Genomic DNA, 15,926 nt, shown 5'->3' with positions numbered 1-15,926 from the left:
CGTGCGCTTACGGGTAGAAAATCTGTACGCGGAAATTCGAGGCGGCGATGCCGGGCGCGCCGTCGGCCGCGCCCGGCGCTGTGTCGATGCGCACGAACAGCGTCTCGGTGGCGCCGGCCGCCAGGCCCGCGCCGAGCGGCGTGCCGGGGCGCACGTAGTCGGCGGGCGGCAGCACGCGGCGCGCGGCGACCTGGTTCGAGGCATCGAGCAGGGTCAGTTCGATCGACGGCCAGGCCAGCGCGATGCTCGCGTGATTCGACAGCGGTACCTTCAGTTCCAGCACGCGTGGCCCGTCGAGCTGGCGCAGGTCGGAGGCGCCCAGGCGCAGCCCGTCGATCGCGCGCGGCGGCTCGAGGGTGCAGCCGAGCGTGGCGCAGGCCTGCGCGAACAGCGGTTGCGCGGCCGGCCAGCGCGCCAGCAAGGGCTCGCGCAGCCACCAGGCCAACTGGCCCAGGAACAGGACCAGCAGCAGGCCGGCGAGGAAACCGCCCAGCACCTGCCGGCCGAAGCTGCCGCGCGCGGCAGCGGGCGATTCGCGCGTCATGGCGAAATGGACGCGGCCGTCCGCCTCCGGTTCGGCGGCGAAGGGTTCGGCCTCGTGCGGCGTGGCGCGGCGCGGCGCGAGGTGGACCCGGACATCATCGGCTTGCGGTTCGGTCAGGTCGGTATCGACGGGCGAGGGCGCCGCGCCCAGCGAGGGCTCGGCCGCGTCGCGCGGCAGGGCGGCGACCAGCGCGGCGATATCGGCGGCGCTGGCCGTGTGCGCGGGAGCGAGCGTCGCGCGCGCGGCGGCGTTCGCCTCGGCATGGCCGGCGGGATCGTCGATCGCGGCCGCGGCGGGGCCGGCCGCCGGCGCGCCGCGCATCAGGCCCGCCTCGCTGGCCGGCACCTCGCCCGCGGGCACGGCCGCGATCGGCACCAGCGGCGTGGCGTCGGTATTGCCGCTGTTGTGGCGTAGCCTGGGATCGATGCCGCCGTCGAGCCAGGGCGCCCACATGTCCCAGGCGCCCGGCGTGAAATTGCCGTCGGCGGCCTGCGCGGGCGTGGCTTGCGGCGCGGTGGCCGAGAACACGCGCGGTGGTTGCGGCGGCGTGCCCGCGGCGGCGGGCGTGGTTTCGACGATGGCCGGGGCCAGCTCGGGATCGGGGTCGACCAGCGAGTGCGCGGCGTCGAACACCTGCTGGCAGTGTCCGCAACGCGCGAGCCCGCCATGCAGCGTCAGGTGCTCCGGCTGAATCCGGAAGACGGTTTCACAGTGGGGGCAGCGCGTCGCGAGTGGCATGGTCAGCCGGGCAGCGGGGCCGGAGTGATGGACAGCGCCTATTCTAATGGCTTTCCCGCCGGGTTCCGGCGAGGCATACCCAACCTTCGTGCTCGCGCCAGACCGAGATGTCGACATAGCGCGCATAGACGGCGGCGACTTCCTCTGCCTGCCGCGCCAGCACGCCCGACAGGGCGATGCGCCCGCCCGGCCTGACCTTGGAGGCGAGCATCGAAGCCATCAGCTTGAGCGGGTTCGACAGGATGTTGGCGACCACGATGTCGAATTCGCCGGCCGGACAATCGTCGGGCAGGCCATAGCTGACCTCGGCGCGATTGCGTTCGCTGTTGTGGCGCGCCGACTCGACCGCCTGCGGGTCGATGTCGATGCCGATCACCCGGCCCGCGCCGCACTTCTTGGCGAGGATCGCCAGGATCCCGGAGCCGCAGCCGTAGTCGAGCACCGACTGGCCGGCCTCGACGGTCTGCTCGAGCCATTCCATGCAGAGCCGCGTGGTCGGGTGGCTGCCGGTGCCGAAGGCCAGGCCCGGATCGAGTTCGAGCACCAGCGCATCGGGATCGGGCGCGTCGTGCCAGGAGGGCACCACCCAGATCCGCTCGCCGATCGGGATCGGGTCGAACTGCGATTGGGTGACGCGCACCCAGTCCTGCTCTTCCACCTCGCGCACCGCATGCGCGGGCGCGGCGTCGAGCCCGATCTCGTTGGCGGCGGCCGCCAGCAGCACCGCCGGGTCATGCGCCTGGGCGATCAGCGCGATCACGCGCGAATGCTGCCAGGCGGTGCGCTCGGGCGTGAGGCCGGGTTCGCCGAACAGCGGCTGCTCGTCGGGCGTGTCGGCATCGGCGTCCTCCACCGATACCGACAGCGCGCCGAGCTCGATCAGCGCATCGGAGAGCGCTTCGGCATGCTCGCGCGCGAGCTCGACGACGAGTTCCCGGTAGCTCATGCTCAGGCCTCTTCCGGCGCGACCTGCTGCTTCGCGGCGAGCCGGCTTTCGAGATAGTGGATGCTGGTGCCGCCTTCCACGAACTTCGAGTCCAGCATCAGCTCGCGGTGCAGCGGGATGTTGGTCTGGATGCCCTCGACCACCATTTCCGACAGCGCGATGCGCATGCGCTGGATCGCCTGTTCGCGCGTGGCGCCGTAGGCGATCAGCTTGCCGATCATCGAGTCGTAGTTGGGCGGCACGAAATAGCCGTTGTAGGCATGCGAATCGACGCGGATGCCGGGGCCGCCCGGCGTGTGCCAGGAGGTGATGCGACCCGGCGAGGGCGTGAACTTGAACGGATCCTCGGCGTTGATCCGGCACTCGATCGCGTGGCCGCGGAACTGGATGTCGCGCTGGCGCAGCGTGAGCTTCTCCCCGGCGGCGATCTTGATCTGTTCCTGCACGATGTCGACGCCCGTGATCAGCTCGGTGACCGGGTGCTCCACCTGCACGCGCGTGTTCATCTCGATGAAGTAGAACTCGCCGTTCTCGTAGAGGAACTCGAAGGTGCCGGCGCCGAGGTAGCCCATCTTCTTGCAGGCGTCGGCGCAGCGGTCGCCGATCCGGTCGATCAGGCGGCGCGCGATGCCGGGCGCCGGCGCTTCCTCGATCACCTTCTGGTGGCGGCGCTGCATCGAGCAGTCGCGTTCGCCGAGCCAGAGCGCGTTCTTGTGCGCGTCGGCCAGCACCTGGATCTCGATGTGGCGCGGGTTCTCGAGGTACTTCTCCATGTAGACCTGCGGGTTGCCGAAGGCCCGGCCGGCTTCCTCGCGGGTCATGTTGACCGCGTTGACCAGCGCCGCTTCCGTGTGCACCACCCGCATGCCGCGCCCGCCGCCGCCGCCCGCCGCCTTGATGATGACGGGATAGCCGACCGCGCGCGCGATCTTGACGATTTCCTTCGGATCTTCCGGCAGCGCGCCTTCCGAACCCGGCACGCAGGGCACGCCGGTGCGGATCATGGCCTGCTTGGCGGACACCTTGTCGCCCATCATGCGGATCGTGTCCGGACGCGGGCCGATGAAGGTGAAGCCCGACTGCTCGACGCGTTCGGCGAAGTCGGCGTTCTCCGACAGGAAGCCGTAGCCGGGGTGGATCGCTTGCGCGTCGGTCACCTCGGCCGCGCTGATCAGCGCCGGCATGTTCAGGTAGCTGAGGTTCGACGGGGCCGGGCCGATACAGACCGCCTCGTCGGCTAGCTTCACGTACTTGGCTTCCTTGTCGGCTTCCGAGTACACGACGACCGTCTTGACGCCGAGTTCGCGGCACGCGCGCTGGATGCGCAAGGCGATCTCGCCGCGATTGGCAATGAGGATTTTTTCAAACATAGCGGGTATTCGTCTTTCCGGTGACGCGCTCTGGCGCGGGGCGGCGCACTCGGCCTTAGCCGATCACGTACAGCGGCTGGCCGTATTCGACCGCCTGGCCGTTCTCGACGAGGATTTCCTTGACGACGCCCGCCTTGTCCGACTCGATCTCGTTGAGCAGCTTCATCGCTTCGATGATGCAGATGGTCTGGCCTTCCTTGACCGTGTCGCCGACCTGCACGAACGGATCGGCGCCCGGCGAGGGCGCGCGGTAGAAGGTGCCGACCATCGGCGAGGTGACCACGTGGCCCTGCGGCGCGGCCGGGGCGGGTGCCGCCGCGGCTGTCGGGGCGGCGCCTTCGAGCGGGGCCGCGGCTGCCGGCGCGGGGGCGCCCACCTGCGGAGCGTAGCCGCTGGCAGGCTGCACGTAGACCGGCGGCGCGTTCTTGACGATGCGCACCTTGCCTTCGCCTTCCGTGACTTCCAGCTCGGAGATGCCGGATTCGGAGACGAGGTCGATCAGGGTTTTCAGCTTGCGAAGGTCCATCGGGAGTTCCCCTTGTCTAGTCGTGAAGCGCCGGACTGGCCGGCGGCAATTCGGATTCTTGAAACAGATCAGCCGCGCGGCGCGCCCTGCAGCTTGTCGAGCGCGTGCTCGAGCGCATACAGGTAGCCCTTCCAGCCGAGGCCGCAGATCACGCCCTCGGCCTGGTCGGAGAAGTACGAGTGATGCCGGAACGGTTCGCGACGATGCACGTTCGACAGGTGCACCTCGACGAACGGGATGCCGACGCCGGCCAGCGCGTCGCGGATCGCGACGCTGGTATGCGTATACGCGGCCGGGTTGATCACGATGAAATCGGTCTGCTCGTCGCGGGCGGCCTGGATGCGATCGACCAGGGCGCCCTCGTGGTTGCTCTGGAACGAGGCGAGCTCGGCACCTGCCCGGCTCGCGCGCTCGGCCAGCGCCCGATCGATCTCGGCCAGCGTCACGCGCCCATAGACCTCCGGTTCCCGGGTACCGAGAAGATTGAGGTTGGGGCCGTGCAGTACCAGCAAACGTGTCATGGTCGCTTCAATTTCTGCGGAATTGGGCGCACTTTATCGCCGATTCGAGAAATTTGTCCAGTTTTGCCGCGTGCACGGCGCGCGGCGCGCGGAAGGTTTTGCTCGGCGTTGCGCGAAGATCGTGATATTTGCCGTCAACCTGCCGCGAACCGGAGGCCAACCGCCGGCAACGCGAGTCGTGGAAAGCCTGGACGCTCAGAGCGTATCGAGGGTCTTTTTCAGCTCGCCGACCTGGATTTGACCTAATTTTGTCACGCGTACCCGGCCGTTCGCATCAATTACGACGGTAAACGGCAGGGCGCCGGCGGTATTGCCGAAATTGCGTGCCAGATCCGCGCCGGCATAACCGCTGACCACCACCGGGTAGTCGACCTTGACCTTCTGCAGGAAGGCCTGCACGTTCTTGTCCGAATCCACGGCCACGCCGACGAAGCGAATTCCGCGGCTCTTGTATTCGTGCGAGAGCTGGACCAGTTCGGGCATTTCCTGCACGCAGGGGCCGCACCAGGAAGCCCAGAAATTGACCACGACCTTCTGGCCCTTGAAGTTGGCGAGCGACTGCGGCTTGCCTTCGGTGTCGGTGACCGAGGCGGCCCAGAGCGCCGCGACCGGGTCGGCGGCCTTGGCGGTGGCGGCCTGGGCGCTGCTTTCGAACACGTCGCCGCGTACCCAGTGGCCGGCGGCCAGGCCGCCGGCAATCGCGACTGCGGCCACCACGGCCACGGGGAGGAGTCGTTTACTGTTCATCTTCGCTTCGAATCGAGGTTGAAGGACTGGCGGGGTTGGCCGGCGCGGCCATCAGGGCGCGCAGCGCCGCCGCGTCGGCGCGGGCCAGCCGGCCGCGCGCGTCGGCCCTGAGCGCGCCGCGCAGGTCGTCGCTGTCGTAGAGCGCCACATGGATGCCGATCGCATCGCTGTCGCGGCGTTCGCGCCAGAGGAAACTAAGGGTCTCGACGTCGCCGCGGCCCGCGAAATGGCGCGTCTCGGACACGTCGTACTGGATGTTCTGGTTCAGCAGGTAGATCGCGACCTCCTTCTGGTTGTCCGAGAAGGTCTGCAGATGGATGTCCGAATGCGCGTTGGCGGTACCGTTGAGCACCGCGCCGGCCAGGTAGGGCGAGAACGGCGCGAGCCGCTCCATCCAGTCGAGCGCGATGTGCCGCAGCCGCTCCAGCTCGGCCGGCTGCGTGTCGCCCTGGAACAGCGCCAGGTATTCGTGCAGTTCCGCCTCGATCAGGTCGTTATCGGGCAGCCATTCGCCGGCAATCCGGCTTTCGCCGAGCAGTTGGCGGGCGGCCTTGCGCTTGGCCGAGGCATAGTCGAGCCCGTCCTCGGCGATGAGGCGGGCGGCGGCCAGCGCGATTTCCTCGCGCACGCGCCGCGGGTCGAGCAGGGGTTTTCGAGGCATGATCCGGCAATCATACTCGATCGGCGCGGCCCGCCCGGGCGGCCGCGCGAGCGCCCGGGCGCGACCGGACGGCTCAGTTACAATGACAGCCTTTCTTCCGGCGCCGGTCGCCATGGTGCTTGCGTGCGCGTCGGCGCAGGCCGGCGCGGCGCCGGCCCGCCGCTTTCGAATCGCGACTTCGCAGGCGCCCGCGCGGCGCGACAGTTCTCTATGCACATCCATATTCTTGGCATCTGCGGCACGTTCATGGGCGGTCTCGCCGTGCTTGCCCGCGAGGCAGGCCATACCGTGACCGGATGCGACGCGGGCGTCTATCCGCCGATGAGCACCCAGCTCGAGGCACAGGGTATACAGCTGATCGAAGGCTATGGCGCCGAGCAGATCGATCTGGCCCCGGACCTGTTCGTGATCGGCAACGTGGTCTCGCGCGGCAATCCGCTGATGGAGGCGATCCTCGATCGCGGCCTGCCTTATGTATCCGGGCCGCAATGGCTGGGCGAGCACGTGCTGGCCGGCAAGTGGGTGCTGGCGGTGGCCGGCACGCACGGCAAGACCACCACCAGCTCGATGCTGGCCTGGTTGCTCGAGGACGCGGGCCTGAACCCCGGTTTCCTGATCGGCGGCGTGCCGCTGAACTTCGGCGTGTCGGCGCGGCTGACCGATTCGAGCTTCTTCGTGATCGAGGCCGACGAATACGACACGGCCTTCTTCGACAAGCGCTCGAAGTTCGTCCATTACCGGCCACGCACGGCCGTGCTCAACAACCTCGAATACGATCACGCCGACATCTTCCCCGATCTGGCTGCGATCGAAACCCAATTCCACCACCTGGTGCGCACCGTGCCCGGCATCGGCCGGATCGTCAGCAACGGCCGCGAGACCGCGCTCGAACGCGTGCTCGCGCGCGGCTGCTGGAGCGAGGTCGAGCGCTTCGGCGTGGAGGGCGGCTGGCAGGCGCTGCCGGCCGAGGACGGGGTGCCGGTCGACGAGCGCTTCGCCGTCTACTGGCGCGGCGAGCGCATGGGCGAGGTCGAGTGGACCGTGCAGGGCGAGCACAACCGGCAGAACGCGCTGGCCGCGATCGCCGCGGCGCGCTCGGTGGGCGTGCCGCCCGCGCAGGCGGCGCGGTCCTTCTCGGCGTTTCGCAACGTCAAGCGCCGCATGGAGATTCGCGGCAGCGTCGACGGCGTGACCGTCTACGACGATTTCGCCCATCACCCGACCGCGATCGAGACCACCATCGCCGGCCTGCGTGCGCGGGTCGGCCGCGAGCACACGCGGATCCTGGCCGTGCTGGAGCCGCGCTCGAACACCATGAAGCTCGGCACCATGAAGGCGCAGCTACCGGGCAGCCTGGCCGATGCCGACCTGGTATTCGGCTACGGCGCTGCCGCCGGGCGCGACGCGCTGGGCTGGAGCCTGGCCGACGCGCTGCTGCCGCTCGGCGCGCGCGCCCAGGCTTTCGACGACCTCAACGCGCTGGTCAAGGCCGTCACGGCCGCCGCGCGCCCCGGCGACCAGATCCTGGTGATGAGTAACGGCGGCTTCGGCGGCGTCCACCAGAAGCTGCTCGACGCGCTTGGCGCCCGCCAGGGGAGCGGCGCGTGATCCTGTACCTGCACGGCTTCCGCTCCTCGCCGCAGTCGTTCAAGTCGCGCCTGCTGGCGGGCCGCCTGGCCGAGCTCGGCCGTGCCTCGGAATGGCGCTGCCCGAGCCTGTCGGTGTCGCCGCTCGAGGCGATCGAGCTGGCCGAGGCCGAGGTGGCCGGCGTCGCGGCGCAGCAGGTGACGGTGATCGGCAGCTCGCTGGGCGGCTACTACGCCACCTGGCTGGCCGAGAAGCACGGCTGGCGCGCGGTGCTGCTCAATCCGGCCACCCAGCCGCAGCGCGACCTGGCGCGCTACCTGGGCGAGCAGCCGCTGTGGCACGGCGGCGGCAGCATCGTGGTCGAGCCGCGCCATCTCGGCGAGCTCGACGCGCTGCGCGTGAACGCAATCACGCGCCCGGAACGCTACTATCTGATCGCCGCGACGGGCGACGAGGTGCTGGACTATCGCGAGATGCTCGCGCACTACCCGGGCGCCCGGACCCGCGTGATCGACGGCAGCGACCACGGCATCAGCGAATTTGCCGACTATGCCGACGAGGTGCTCGCCTTCTGCGACGCCGAGCGGTTGCGCTGAACCCGGCCGGGGTGCCCCGGCGGACGAACGAATTCAATCCCAAGCTGGACGAGGCGCTGCGTGACGGCGCCGGACAGTCTCAACGAGAGTCAGACGAGTGAACGTTTTTTTCGAGGAATCGGGCAGTTTCAAGGCAGGCAGCGTGCTGTCGCGCCAGGGCGACGCGTTTCAGGTCGAGTTGCCGGGCGGACGGCGCGCCAAGGTGCGCGCCAAGGATGTGCTGATCGAATTCGACAAGCCCGCCGCCGGCGAGCTGATGCAGCAGGCCGACGCGGCCGCGCAGGAGATCGACCTGGATTTCCTGTGGGAATGCGCGCCGGATGAGGAATTCGCCTACGGCGTGCTGGCCGACGAGTATTTCGGCAGCAGCTACGGCCCGGTCGAGCGCGCGGCGCTGGTGCTGCGCATGCACGGCTCGCCGGTCTACTTCCGCCGCAAGGGGCGCGGCCAGTACCAGCGCGCGCCCGAGGAGCAACTGAAGATGGCGCTCGCCTCGCTGGAGCGCAAGCGCCAGCAGGCGCTGGTGCAGGTCGGCTACGAGGACGAGCTGAAGGCAGGCCGGCTGCCGGCCGCGTTCGAGGGCAAGGCGCTGGCCCTGCTCACGCGCCCGGACAAGAACTCCATCGAGTACAAGGCGCTCGACGCGGCGGCGATCGCGCTGGGCGTCTCGCAGGCGCGGCTGATGCTCAACTGCGGCGGCATCGCCTCGCCGCGCGCGCTGCACGAGGCGCGTTTTCTGGTCGAGCATTTCCCGCACGGCACCGGTTTCCCGCCCGTCACGGTGGGCCCGCTGCCCGAGGACCTGCCGCGCGCCAAGGTCGACGCCTTCTCGATCGACGACGTGACCACCACCGAGATCGACGATGCCTTCTCGGTCGAGCACCTGCCCGAGAACCGCGTGCGGATCGGCGTGCACATCGCGGCGCCGGCGCTGGGCATCACGCGCGGCGACGAGGTCGACGCGATCGCGCGCGCCCGGCTGTCGACCGTCTACATGCCCGGCGACAAGATCACCATGCTGCCCGACGACGTGGTCGAGGTGTTCACGCTCAAGGAGGGCGACTTCCGCCCCGCGCTGTCGCTCTACATCATCGTCGATCGCGAAACCCAGGACATCGTCGCCAACGAGACGCGCGCCGAATACGTGTTCGTGAAGAGCAACCTGCGCCACAACACGCTCGACGAGCTGGTCACCGAGGACACGCTGGCGGCCGGCAGCGGCGACTACCCGCACAAGGACGACATCGCCGTGCTCTGGCCGCTGGCCCAGGCGCTGTTCGAGAAGCGCCAGGTGGCGCGCGCCGGCTACGGCCTCAAGCGCGAGGTGCAGCGCAATACCGACTACAACTTCTACGTCGAGGGCGAGCACATCTCGATCACGCCGCGCCGGCGCGGTTCGCCGCTCGATTTGATCGTCTCGGAGCTGGCGATCCTCTCGAACTCGACCTGGGGCGCCTTCCTGCACGACCACACGGTGCCGGGCATCTACCGCTCGCAGCGCGCGCTCGGCGTGCCGACCGGCCCCAAGCGCACCCGCATGCAGACCTCGGCTGCGCCGCACGAGGGGCTGGGCGTGGCGCAATACGCCTGGAGCACCTCGCCGCTGCGCCGCTACGTCGACCTGGTCAACCAGTGGCAACTGCTGGCCTGCGTGCAGCACGGCGTGACCGCCAAGCTGGCCGCGCCCTTCAAGCCCAAGGACGCGGATCTCTACGCGGTGGTGCAGGGCTTCGACGACACCTACACGGCCTACGCCGATCACCAGCGCCGCATGGAGTATTTCTGGTGCCTGCGCTGGCTGCGCCAGGAGAATCGCCGCCAGGTGGTCGCCGCGGTGGTCAAGGGCGACCTGGTGCGGCTCGAGGAAGTGCCGTTGCTGCTGCATGTGCCGGGGCTCGGCGTGCATGCGCGCGGCACGCGCGTGCTGCTCGACGTGATGTCGATCGACGAGCTGACCATCGAGGCCTCGGTGCGGCTGCTCAACGTGCTGGACGCGCCGACCGTGTCGAGCGGCGAGACCGCCGACGAGGACGAGGGCGCCGACGAGGCGGCCGGCGACGACACCATCGTCGACGCGCCCGACGCCTCGGCCGAGAGCGAGGCGGAAGCGCTCGCCGAGGCCGACGGCGAGGAAGCCGCCCCAGCCGCGGGAGACAGCGAGGAGAACCCGAAATGAGCGGGCCGCGCAATCCGGCCGAGGCCGTCGCGCGCGAGCGCTACGCGGTGTTCGGCAATCCCGTGGCGCACAGCAAGTCACCGTTCATCCACGCGCGCTTCGCCGAGCAGACCGGCCAGGCGATCGACTACACGCCCCGGCTCGCGCCGCTCGACGGCTTCGCGGCCGCGGTGCGCGAGTTCATCGCCGCGGGCGGGCGCGGCGCGAATGTCACCGTGCCCTTCAAGCTGGAGGCGCATGCGCTGGCCGACACGCTTTCGCCGCGCGCGGCCGCCGCCGGTGCCGTCAACACGCTGCGCTTCGAGGCCGACGGCCGGATCCACGGCGACAACACCGACGGCGTCGGCCTGGTGCGCGACATCGAGCAGAACCTCGGCGTGTCGCTGGCCGGCGCGCGCATCCTGCTGCTCGGCGCGGGCGGCGCGGCGCGCGGCGTGGTGCTGCCGATGCTCGATCGCGGCCCGCTCGCGATCAGCATCGTCAACCGCACCGCCAGCAAGGCCGAGGAACTGGTCGGCCAGTTCACGCAGGCCGCGCACGATGCCGGCTGCGCGCTGGCCGGCGGCGGCGCGGCGCTGGTCGAGCGGCATCCCTACGACGTGATCGTCAACGCGACCGCCGGCAGTCTCGACGCGGCGCTGCCCGAATGCGACCCGGCCGCGTTCGGCGCCGGCACGCTGGCCTACGACATGATGTACGGCGCCCAGCCGACGGTGTTCATGCGCCATGCCGAATCGCTCGGCGCGCGCGCCGCCGACGGGCTCGGCATGCTGGTCGAGCAGGCGGCCGAATCCTTCCATCTGTGGCGCGGCGTGCGGCCCGACGGCGCGCCCGTGCTGGCGGCCCTGCGCGATGCGCTGGCCGCCGCGGTCTGAGCGGAGCGCCGGCAGCTTCGCCGGCCCTCGCGCATGGTGATCCCGCTCGGCGCCGGCAAGGCCCGCCCCGGCCGCGAGGCGCGGCGGCGCGGCCTGGCGCGCTGGGCCGTTTATGTGGCGGCGGTGCTGGCCGGCGCCTGGCTGGTCACGCAGCTCTACTACTTCACGCAGATCGCGCTCTGGAGCGTGATCGATCCGGGCTCGACCGCCTTCATGCGGGCCGACGCCTGGCGCCTCAAGGGCGACACGCCGCCCGTGGCGATCCAGCACCAGTGGGTACCCTACGCGCAGATCTCGCGCAATCTCAAGCGCGCCGTGATCGCCTCCGAGGATGCCGATTTCGCCAGCAACAACGGCTATGAGGTCGACGCGATCCTGCAGGCCTGGGAGAAGAACCGCGCGCGCGGACGCATCGTCGCCGGGGGGTCGACCATCTCGCAGCAGCTCGCGCGCAACCTGTTCCTGTCGAGCCAGAAGAGCTACCTGCGCAAGGGGCAGGAGCTGATCATCACCTGGATGCTCGAGACCCTGCTCGACAAGGAGCGGATCTTCGAGATCTACCTGAACTCGGTCGAGTTCGGTCGCGGCGTGTATGGCGCCGAGGCGGCCGCGCGCTATTACTACCGGGTGCCCGCCAGCCAGCTCACGGCCTGGCAGGCCGCGCGGCTCGCGGTGATGCTGCCCAACCCCAAGTTCTTCGACGCGCATCGCAATTCCCCGTATCTCGCTCAACGCACGCGCGTGATCGCGCGGCGCATGGGCGCCGCCGAGCTGCCGGCCTCGCAATGAGGTGACGAGAGGAGCGGCGCCGCCGTTCGCCCTCTCGCAACACCTGCCTCCCTTCCCGATATCGCGTGCCGCGGCCTCGACCGGCCCTTGCCGCGTTCGACCCGCATCGTCGCGCATCTTCGAGAAACCGGTTCCGCCCTCGCGCCGTCTTCTGCGAATATCTCAATATTTGGGCGATGCATTCAAATATTGGAGATGGCAGGGGCGGCCTCTACAATCGGCAACCAATCGATATGCACCGGAGCGAGATCCGAAGCAGGGATCCGCAGCCGCGGCAACCAGGAGACAAGCGATGAAGCCGATTCAACAGTTCGCCGTTCCGCGTGCCTTGGTCCGTTCCCGGGCCGTCTAGGCCTGCCGCTTCGTGATCGCCCATTCCAGCGACCCGAGCCATCCATGAACAAGACACCGATTTCCCTCGCGCCGAATGCCGGCGCCTCCGCCTCGAACGGCGCCTCGCACGACGCGCGCGCCTCCGGCGCCGCGCTCGACGCCTTGTCCGACAGCATCGGCGCGACCGGTTCGCCGCTCGACCTGGCGGCCCAGCAGGCCGGCACGCAGACATTGCTGCGCGGCCTGGCGATCCTCGAGGCGATCGCCGGCGGCGCGCGCGACATGCGGGCGATCGGCGCGGCGCTCGGCACCACCCGCAGCACCACCCACCGTCTGGTGAGCAGCCTGGTGCAGGCGCGCTACCTGCGCCAGGTGCAGGGCGGCTACCTGCTGGGCCCGAAGCTGATCGAGCTGGGCACCATCGCGCTGGAGCAGATGCCGCTGACGGCGGTGGCGCGCCCGCATCTCGAGGCGCTGGCCGACGCCACGCTCGACACCATTCACCTCGGCATGCGCGACGGCGACGACGTGCTCTACATCGACAAGATCCCCGGCACGCGCGGCCTGGAGATGCGCTCGCGGATCGGCCACCGGATGCCGCTGGCCTCGACCGGGATCGGCAAGGCGATGATGCTGGACCTGCCGCCGGACACCTGGGCCTCGCTGTTCGAGGCCTCGCGCCGCTCGCTGGCCGGCGTCAGCTTCAAGCCCGACCGCCGCCCCGACGCGACCACCTTCCTGCAGCGCATGGCGCATTACGCGGCCGGCGGCTACACCTTCGACCTGGAAGAGAACGAGGCCTCGATCCGCTGCGTGGCCGCGCCGGTGCGCGACGCCTCGGGTGCGATCGTGGCGGCCGTCTCGGTGGCCAGCACGATTCCCTACATGCCGCTCGACCGCATGGACGAGCTGATTCCGATCGTGCAGCGCGAGGCGCGCGCGATCTCGGCGGAGCTCGGCTGGAGCGCGCCGCAAACGACCCGCAGGATCAAGCGATGACGATGGACCGACCGAACCCCGCCACGCCGGCGCTGATCGCGATCGACTGGGGCACCACCTCGATGCGGGCCTTCCTGTTCGCGGCCGACGGCAGCGTGCTGGAGGCCGGCGCCCACGCGGCCGGCGTGATGAGCCTGCCGCGCGCGGGCGGCGCGGCGGCCTTCGACGCCGCCTTCGAGACCGCCTGCGGCGCCTGGCTGGACCGCTGGCCCGAACTGCCGGTGCTGGCCGCGGGCATGGTCGGCAGCGCGCAGGGCTGGCGCGAGGCGCCCTACGTCACCACGCCGGTGGATGCCGACGCGCTGGCGGCCGGCCTGATCCGCGTCGAGTCAGCGCGCGGCGTGCCGGTGGCGATCGTGCCCGGCGTGCTGGAGGCGGGCACGCTGCCCGACGTGATGCGCGGCGAGGAAACCCAGATCGTCGGCGCGCTGGCCGACGATCCGGCGCTGGCCAGCGGCGCGGCCGGCGCGCTGATCGGCCTGCCCGGCACGCATGCGAAATGGGCCTGGGTCCGCGCCGGGCGCATCGAGCGCTTCCGCACCTACATGACGGGCGAGCTGTTCGCCGTGCTGCGCGACCACACCATCCTGGGCCGCACCATGCGCGCCGGCGAGCATGCCGATGCCGAAGCCTTCCGGCGCGGCGTGGCGGTGGCCCGCGAGGGCCGCGAGGCGGGCCTGCTGGCCACCATCTTCAGCACCCGCACGCTGGGCCTGACCGGACAGCTCGCGCCCGAGTCGCAGGGCGACTACCTGTCGGGGCTGCTGATCGGCCATGAACTGAACGCGCTGGCGGCCATGCTGGCCGGCGTCGGCACCACGCTGGCCGCCCAGCCGCCGCGCCTGATCGGCGACGCCACGCTGTGCGCGCGCTACCTGAGCGCGCTGCGCGAATTCGGCTGCGACGGCGCGCGCCTGGTCGAGCGCGCCACCGAGCGCGGGCTCTGGCGCATCGCCACGCAGGCCGGCCTGATCGGCGCGGCCGCCTGCACGCCGGGCTGAGCCCGGCCCACCGAATCGAGGAGATCGACACGATGTCATCCGAACTGACGCTGCCCGCCCCCTATGCCCCGCACGAGGGCCTGGCGCGCGCCTTCGCGGCCTGCCCGCTGATCGCGATCCTGCGCGGCCTGCGGCCCGAGGAAGCGGTCGAGCACGGCACCGCCCTGGTCGAGGCCGGCTTCCGGCTGCTGGAGGTGCCGCTCAATTCGCCCGATCCGTTCGCCAGCATCGCCGCGCTGCGCGCCGCGCTGCCGGCCGAGGTGCTGGTCGGCGCGGGCACCGTGCTGCGTCCCGAGTATGTCGACGAAGTGTCGCGTGCCGGCGGCGAGCTGATCGTGATGCCGCATGCCGATGCCGAGGTGATTCGCCGTGCCAAGGCGCTGGGCATGGCCGCCGCGCCCGGCGTGGCCACCCCGAGCGAGGCCTTCGCCGCGCTGCGCGCCGGCGCCGACGTGCTGAAGATGTTCCCCGCCGAGCAACTCGGCCCGGTGGCCGTGAAGGCCTGGCGCGCGGTGATCGACAAGCGTGTGCCGCTGGTGCCGGTGGGGGGCGTCACGCCCGACAACATGGGCCCTTACCTGTCGGCGGGCGCCAACGGCTTCGGCCTGGGTTCGGCGCTCTACAAGCCGGGCCAGGACGCGGCCACCACCGCGCGGCATGCGCAGGCCTATGTGAAGGGCCTGGCGATCGCGCGCGGCGGGGCCGGGAAATGAATCGGCTGGCCGGCAAGACGGCGCTGGTGACAGGCGCCGGCCGCGGCATCGGCGCGGCGATCGCGCTGGCCTTCGCGCGCGAGGGCGCGGCGGTGCTGATCGCCGAACTCGACGAGCGCGCGGGCCACGAGGCGGCCGCCGCGATCGCCGCCGAGGTGGACGGCGCGCGCGTGCTCGCGCATCGCACCGACGTGACCGAGCCGGCCTCGGTGGCCGAGGCCGTGGCGCTGGCCGAGCGCGAGTTCGGCGCGCTCGACGTGCTGGTCAACAACGCCGGCGTGAACGTGTTCTGCGATCCGCTGACGATGCGCGACGAGGACTGGCGGCGCTGCTTCGCGGTCGACCTGGACGGCGTCTGGAACGGCTGCCGCGCGGCGCTGCCGGGCATGGTCGAGCGCGGTCGCGGCAGCATCGTCAACGTGGCCTCGACGCATGCCTTCCAGATCATCCCGGGCTGCTTCCCGTATCCGGTCGCCAAGCACGGCGTGCTGGGCCTGACGCGCGCGCTCGGCATCGAATACGCGCCGCGCAACCTGCGCGTCAACGCGATCGCGCCCGGCTACGTGGAGACCCAGCTCACGCACGACTGGTGGAATTCGCAGGCGGATCCGGCCGCGGCGCGCGAGGCGACCCTCGCGCTGCAGCCGATGAAGCGCATCGGCCGGCCTGACGAAGTGGCGATGACGGCGGTGTTCCTCGCCTCCGACGAGGCGCCCTTCATCAACGCCACTTGCATCACGATCGACGGCGGGCGTACCGCGCTCTACCACGATTGAGGCCGGCGCCCGCCAGGCGGGCCGGCGG

Annotated in this window: 16 protein-coding genes; 9 read left to right on the top strand and 7 right to left on the bottom strand. The window is 70.5% G+C overall.

Going from position 1 to position 15,926, the window contains the following annotated elements:
- Positions 1 to 7: 7 nt before the first annotated feature.
- From FB600_RS21425 to FB600_RS21395, 7 genes are all read right to left on the bottom strand, one after another.
- The gene (locus FB600_RS21425) at positions 8 to 1,282 is read right to left on the bottom strand and encodes a zinc-ribbon and DUF3426 domain-containing protein (RefSeq protein WP_096749771.1); all 1,275 of its coding nucleotides are present in this window, start codon (positions 1,280 to 1,282) and stop codon (positions 8 to 10) included.
- A gap of 43 nt (positions 1,283 to 1,325) precedes the next feature.
- Entirely contained in the window at positions 1,326 to 2,228 is a 903-nt protein-coding gene (gene prmA, locus FB600_RS21420) for a 50S ribosomal protein L11 methyltransferase (RefSeq protein ID WP_098154568.1), read from the bottom strand.
- Between the two features lie 2 nt (positions 2,229 to 2,230).
- Positions 2,231 to 3,598: an acetyl-CoA carboxylase biotin carboxylase subunit gene (gene accC / locus FB600_RS21415; protein ID WP_047835675.1), complete on the bottom strand. Its 1,368-nt coding sequence runs from the start codon at positions 3,596 to 3,598 to the stop codon at positions 2,231 to 2,233.
- Positions 3,599 to 3,653: 55 nt separating this feature from the next.
- Positions 3,654 to 4,124 carry an acetyl-CoA carboxylase biotin carboxyl carrier protein gene (gene accB / locus FB600_RS21410; protein WP_096749769.1) on the bottom strand — a complete coding sequence of 157 codons (471 nt, stop codon included), beginning with the start codon at positions 4,122 to 4,124 and terminating at the stop codon, positions 3,654 to 3,656.
- Between the two features lie 68 nt (positions 4,125 to 4,192).
- Complete coding sequence (aroQ, locus tag FB600_RS21405) at positions 4,193 to 4,645, bottom strand: type II 3-dehydroquinate dehydratase (RefSeq protein ID WP_013696594.1); 453 nt, start codon at positions 4,643 to 4,645, stop codon at positions 4,193 to 4,195.
- A 195-nt stretch (positions 4,646 to 4,840) separates the two neighbouring features.
- Positions 4,841 to 5,392: a TlpA family protein disulfide reductase gene (locus FB600_RS21400; RefSeq protein ID WP_096749768.1), complete on the bottom strand. Its 552-nt coding sequence runs from the start codon at positions 5,390 to 5,392 to the stop codon at positions 4,841 to 4,843.
- Positions 5,382 to 6,053, bottom strand: coding sequence for a UDP-N-acetylmuramate--alanine ligase (locus FB600_RS21395; protein ID WP_096749767.1), 672 nt, complete (start codon positions 6,051 to 6,053; stop codon positions 5,382 to 5,384). Before FB600_RS21395 ends, FB600_RS21400 begins: the two co-directional genes overlap by 11 nt.
- A gap of 210 nt (positions 6,054 to 6,263) precedes the next feature.
- Between FB600_RS21395 and mpl the strand changes: the two genes are divergently transcribed.
- The 9 genes from mpl (at position 6,264) to FB600_RS21350 (ending at position 15,898) form a co-directional block, all read left to right on the top strand.
- Complete coding sequence (gene mpl, locus FB600_RS21390; protein WP_096749766.1) at positions 6,264 to 7,661, top strand: UDP-N-acetylmuramate:L-alanyl-gamma-D-glutamyl-meso-diaminopimelate ligase; 1,398 nt, start codon at positions 6,264 to 6,266, stop codon at positions 7,659 to 7,661.
- The gene (locus tag FB600_RS21385) at positions 7,658 to 8,236 is read left to right on the top strand and encodes a YqiA/YcfP family alpha/beta fold hydrolase (protein ID WP_098154566.1); all 579 of its coding nucleotides are present in this window, start codon (positions 7,658 to 7,660) and stop codon (positions 8,234 to 8,236) included. The genes mpl and FB600_RS21385 overlap by 4 nt, the downstream gene beginning before the upstream one ends.
- A gap of 97 nt (positions 8,237 to 8,333) precedes the next feature.
- Entirely contained in the window at positions 8,334 to 10,412 is a 2,079-nt protein-coding gene (locus tag FB600_RS21380; protein ID WP_145757327.1) for a ribonuclease catalytic domain-containing protein, read from the top strand.
- Complete coding sequence (gene aroE, locus FB600_RS21375; RefSeq protein ID WP_145757326.1) at positions 10,409 to 11,287, top strand: shikimate dehydrogenase; 879 nt, start codon at positions 10,409 to 10,411, stop codon at positions 11,285 to 11,287. The genes FB600_RS21380 and aroE overlap by 4 nt, the downstream gene beginning before the upstream one ends.
- Positions 11,288 to 11,320: 33 nt before the next feature.
- Complete coding sequence (gene mtgA, locus FB600_RS21370) at positions 11,321 to 12,076, top strand: monofunctional biosynthetic peptidoglycan transglycosylase (protein WP_047835669.1); 756 nt, start codon at positions 11,321 to 11,323, stop codon at positions 12,074 to 12,076.
- Between the two features lie 396 nt (positions 12,077 to 12,472).
- A complete protein-coding gene (locus FB600_RS21365; RefSeq protein ID WP_025096817.1) occupies positions 12,473 to 13,408 on the top strand; it encodes an IclR family transcriptional regulator in 936 nt (311 codons plus the stop codon).
- Positions 13,405 to 14,409, top strand: a complete 1,005-nt coding sequence (locus FB600_RS21360; protein WP_096749762.1) for a 2-dehydro-3-deoxygalactonokinase — start codon at positions 13,405 to 13,407, stop codon at positions 14,407 to 14,409. Before FB600_RS21365 ends, FB600_RS21360 begins: the two co-directional genes overlap by 4 nt.
- A 32-nt stretch (positions 14,410 to 14,441) precedes the next feature.
- Positions 14,442 to 15,122, top strand: coding sequence for a 2-dehydro-3-deoxy-6-phosphogalactonate aldolase (locus tag FB600_RS21355; RefSeq protein WP_017919614.1), 681 nt, complete (start codon positions 14,442 to 14,444; stop codon positions 15,120 to 15,122).
- On the top strand, positions 15,119 to 15,898 hold the full coding sequence (locus tag FB600_RS21350; RefSeq protein WP_013696605.1) for an SDR family oxidoreductase: 780 nt from the start codon (positions 15,119 to 15,121) through the stop codon (positions 15,896 to 15,898). Before FB600_RS21355 ends, FB600_RS21350 begins: the two co-directional genes overlap by 4 nt.
- Positions 15,899 to 15,926 lie beyond the last annotated feature (28 nt).

It is taken from the genome of Burkholderia sp. SJZ089 (assembly GCF_007828315.1).
Classification (GTDB): Bacteria; Pseudomonadota; Gammaproteobacteria; order Burkholderiales; family Burkholderiaceae; genus Burkholderia; species Burkholderia gladioli.
The sequence above is the reverse complement of the archived record's forward strand: the minus strand, read 5'-3'. Positions and strand labels throughout refer to the sequence as shown.

What these genes read in the sequence shown, in the direction of transcription:
- FB600_RS21365 (WP_025096817.1), top strand. Translation starts at nt 12,473, where the DNA reads ATGAACAAGACACCGATTTCCCTCGCGCCGAATGCCGGCGCCTCCGCC.
- FB600_RS21395 (WP_096749767.1), bottom strand. Translation starts at nt 6,053, where the DNA reads ATGCCTCGAAAACCCCTGCTCGACCCGCGGCGCGTGCGCGAGGAAATC.
- accB (WP_096749769.1), bottom strand. Translation starts at nt 4,124, where the DNA reads ATGGACCTTCGCAAGCTGAAAACCCTGATCGACCTCGTCTCCGAATCC.
- aroQ (WP_013696594.1), bottom strand. Translation starts at nt 4,645, where the DNA reads ATGACACGTTTGCTGGTACTGCACGGCCCCAACCTCAATCTTCTCGGT.
- FB600_RS21350 (WP_013696605.1), top strand. Translation starts at nt 15,119, where the DNA reads ATGAATCGGCTGGCCGGCAAGACGGCGCTGGTGACAGGCGCCGGCCGC.
- FB600_RS21355 (WP_017919614.1), top strand. Translation starts at nt 14,442, where the DNA reads ATGTCATCCGAACTGACGCTGCCCGCCCCCTATGCCCCGCACGAGGGC.
- FB600_RS21425 (WP_096749771.1), bottom strand. Translation starts at nt 1,282, where the DNA reads ATGCCACTCGCGACGCGCTGCCCCCACTGTGAAACCGTCTTCCGGATT.
- mtgA (WP_047835669.1), top strand. Translation starts at nt 11,321, where the DNA reads ATGGTGATCCCGCTCGGCGCCGGCAAGGCCCGCCCCGGCCGCGAGGCG.
- mpl (WP_096749766.1), top strand. Translation starts at nt 6,264, where the DNA reads ATGCACATCCATATTCTTGGCATCTGCGGCACGTTCATGGGCGGTCTC.
- FB600_RS21400 (WP_096749768.1), bottom strand. Translation starts at nt 5,392, where the DNA reads ATGAACAGTAAACGACTCCTCCCCGTGGCCGTGGTGGCCGCAGTCGCG.
- FB600_RS21360 (WP_096749762.1), top strand. Translation starts at nt 13,405, where the DNA reads ATGACGATGGACCGACCGAACCCCGCCACGCCGGCGCTGATCGCGATC.
- accC (WP_047835675.1), bottom strand. Translation starts at nt 3,598, where the DNA reads ATGTTTGAAAAAATCCTCATTGCCAATCGCGGCGAGATCGCCTTGCGC.
- aroE (WP_145757326.1), top strand. Translation starts at nt 10,409, where the DNA reads ATGAGCGGGCCGCGCAATCCGGCCGAGGCCGTCGCGCGCGAGCGCTAC.
- prmA (WP_098154568.1), bottom strand. Translation starts at nt 2,228, where the DNA reads ATGAGCTACCGGGAACTCGTCGTCGAGCTCGCGCGCGAGCATGCCGAA.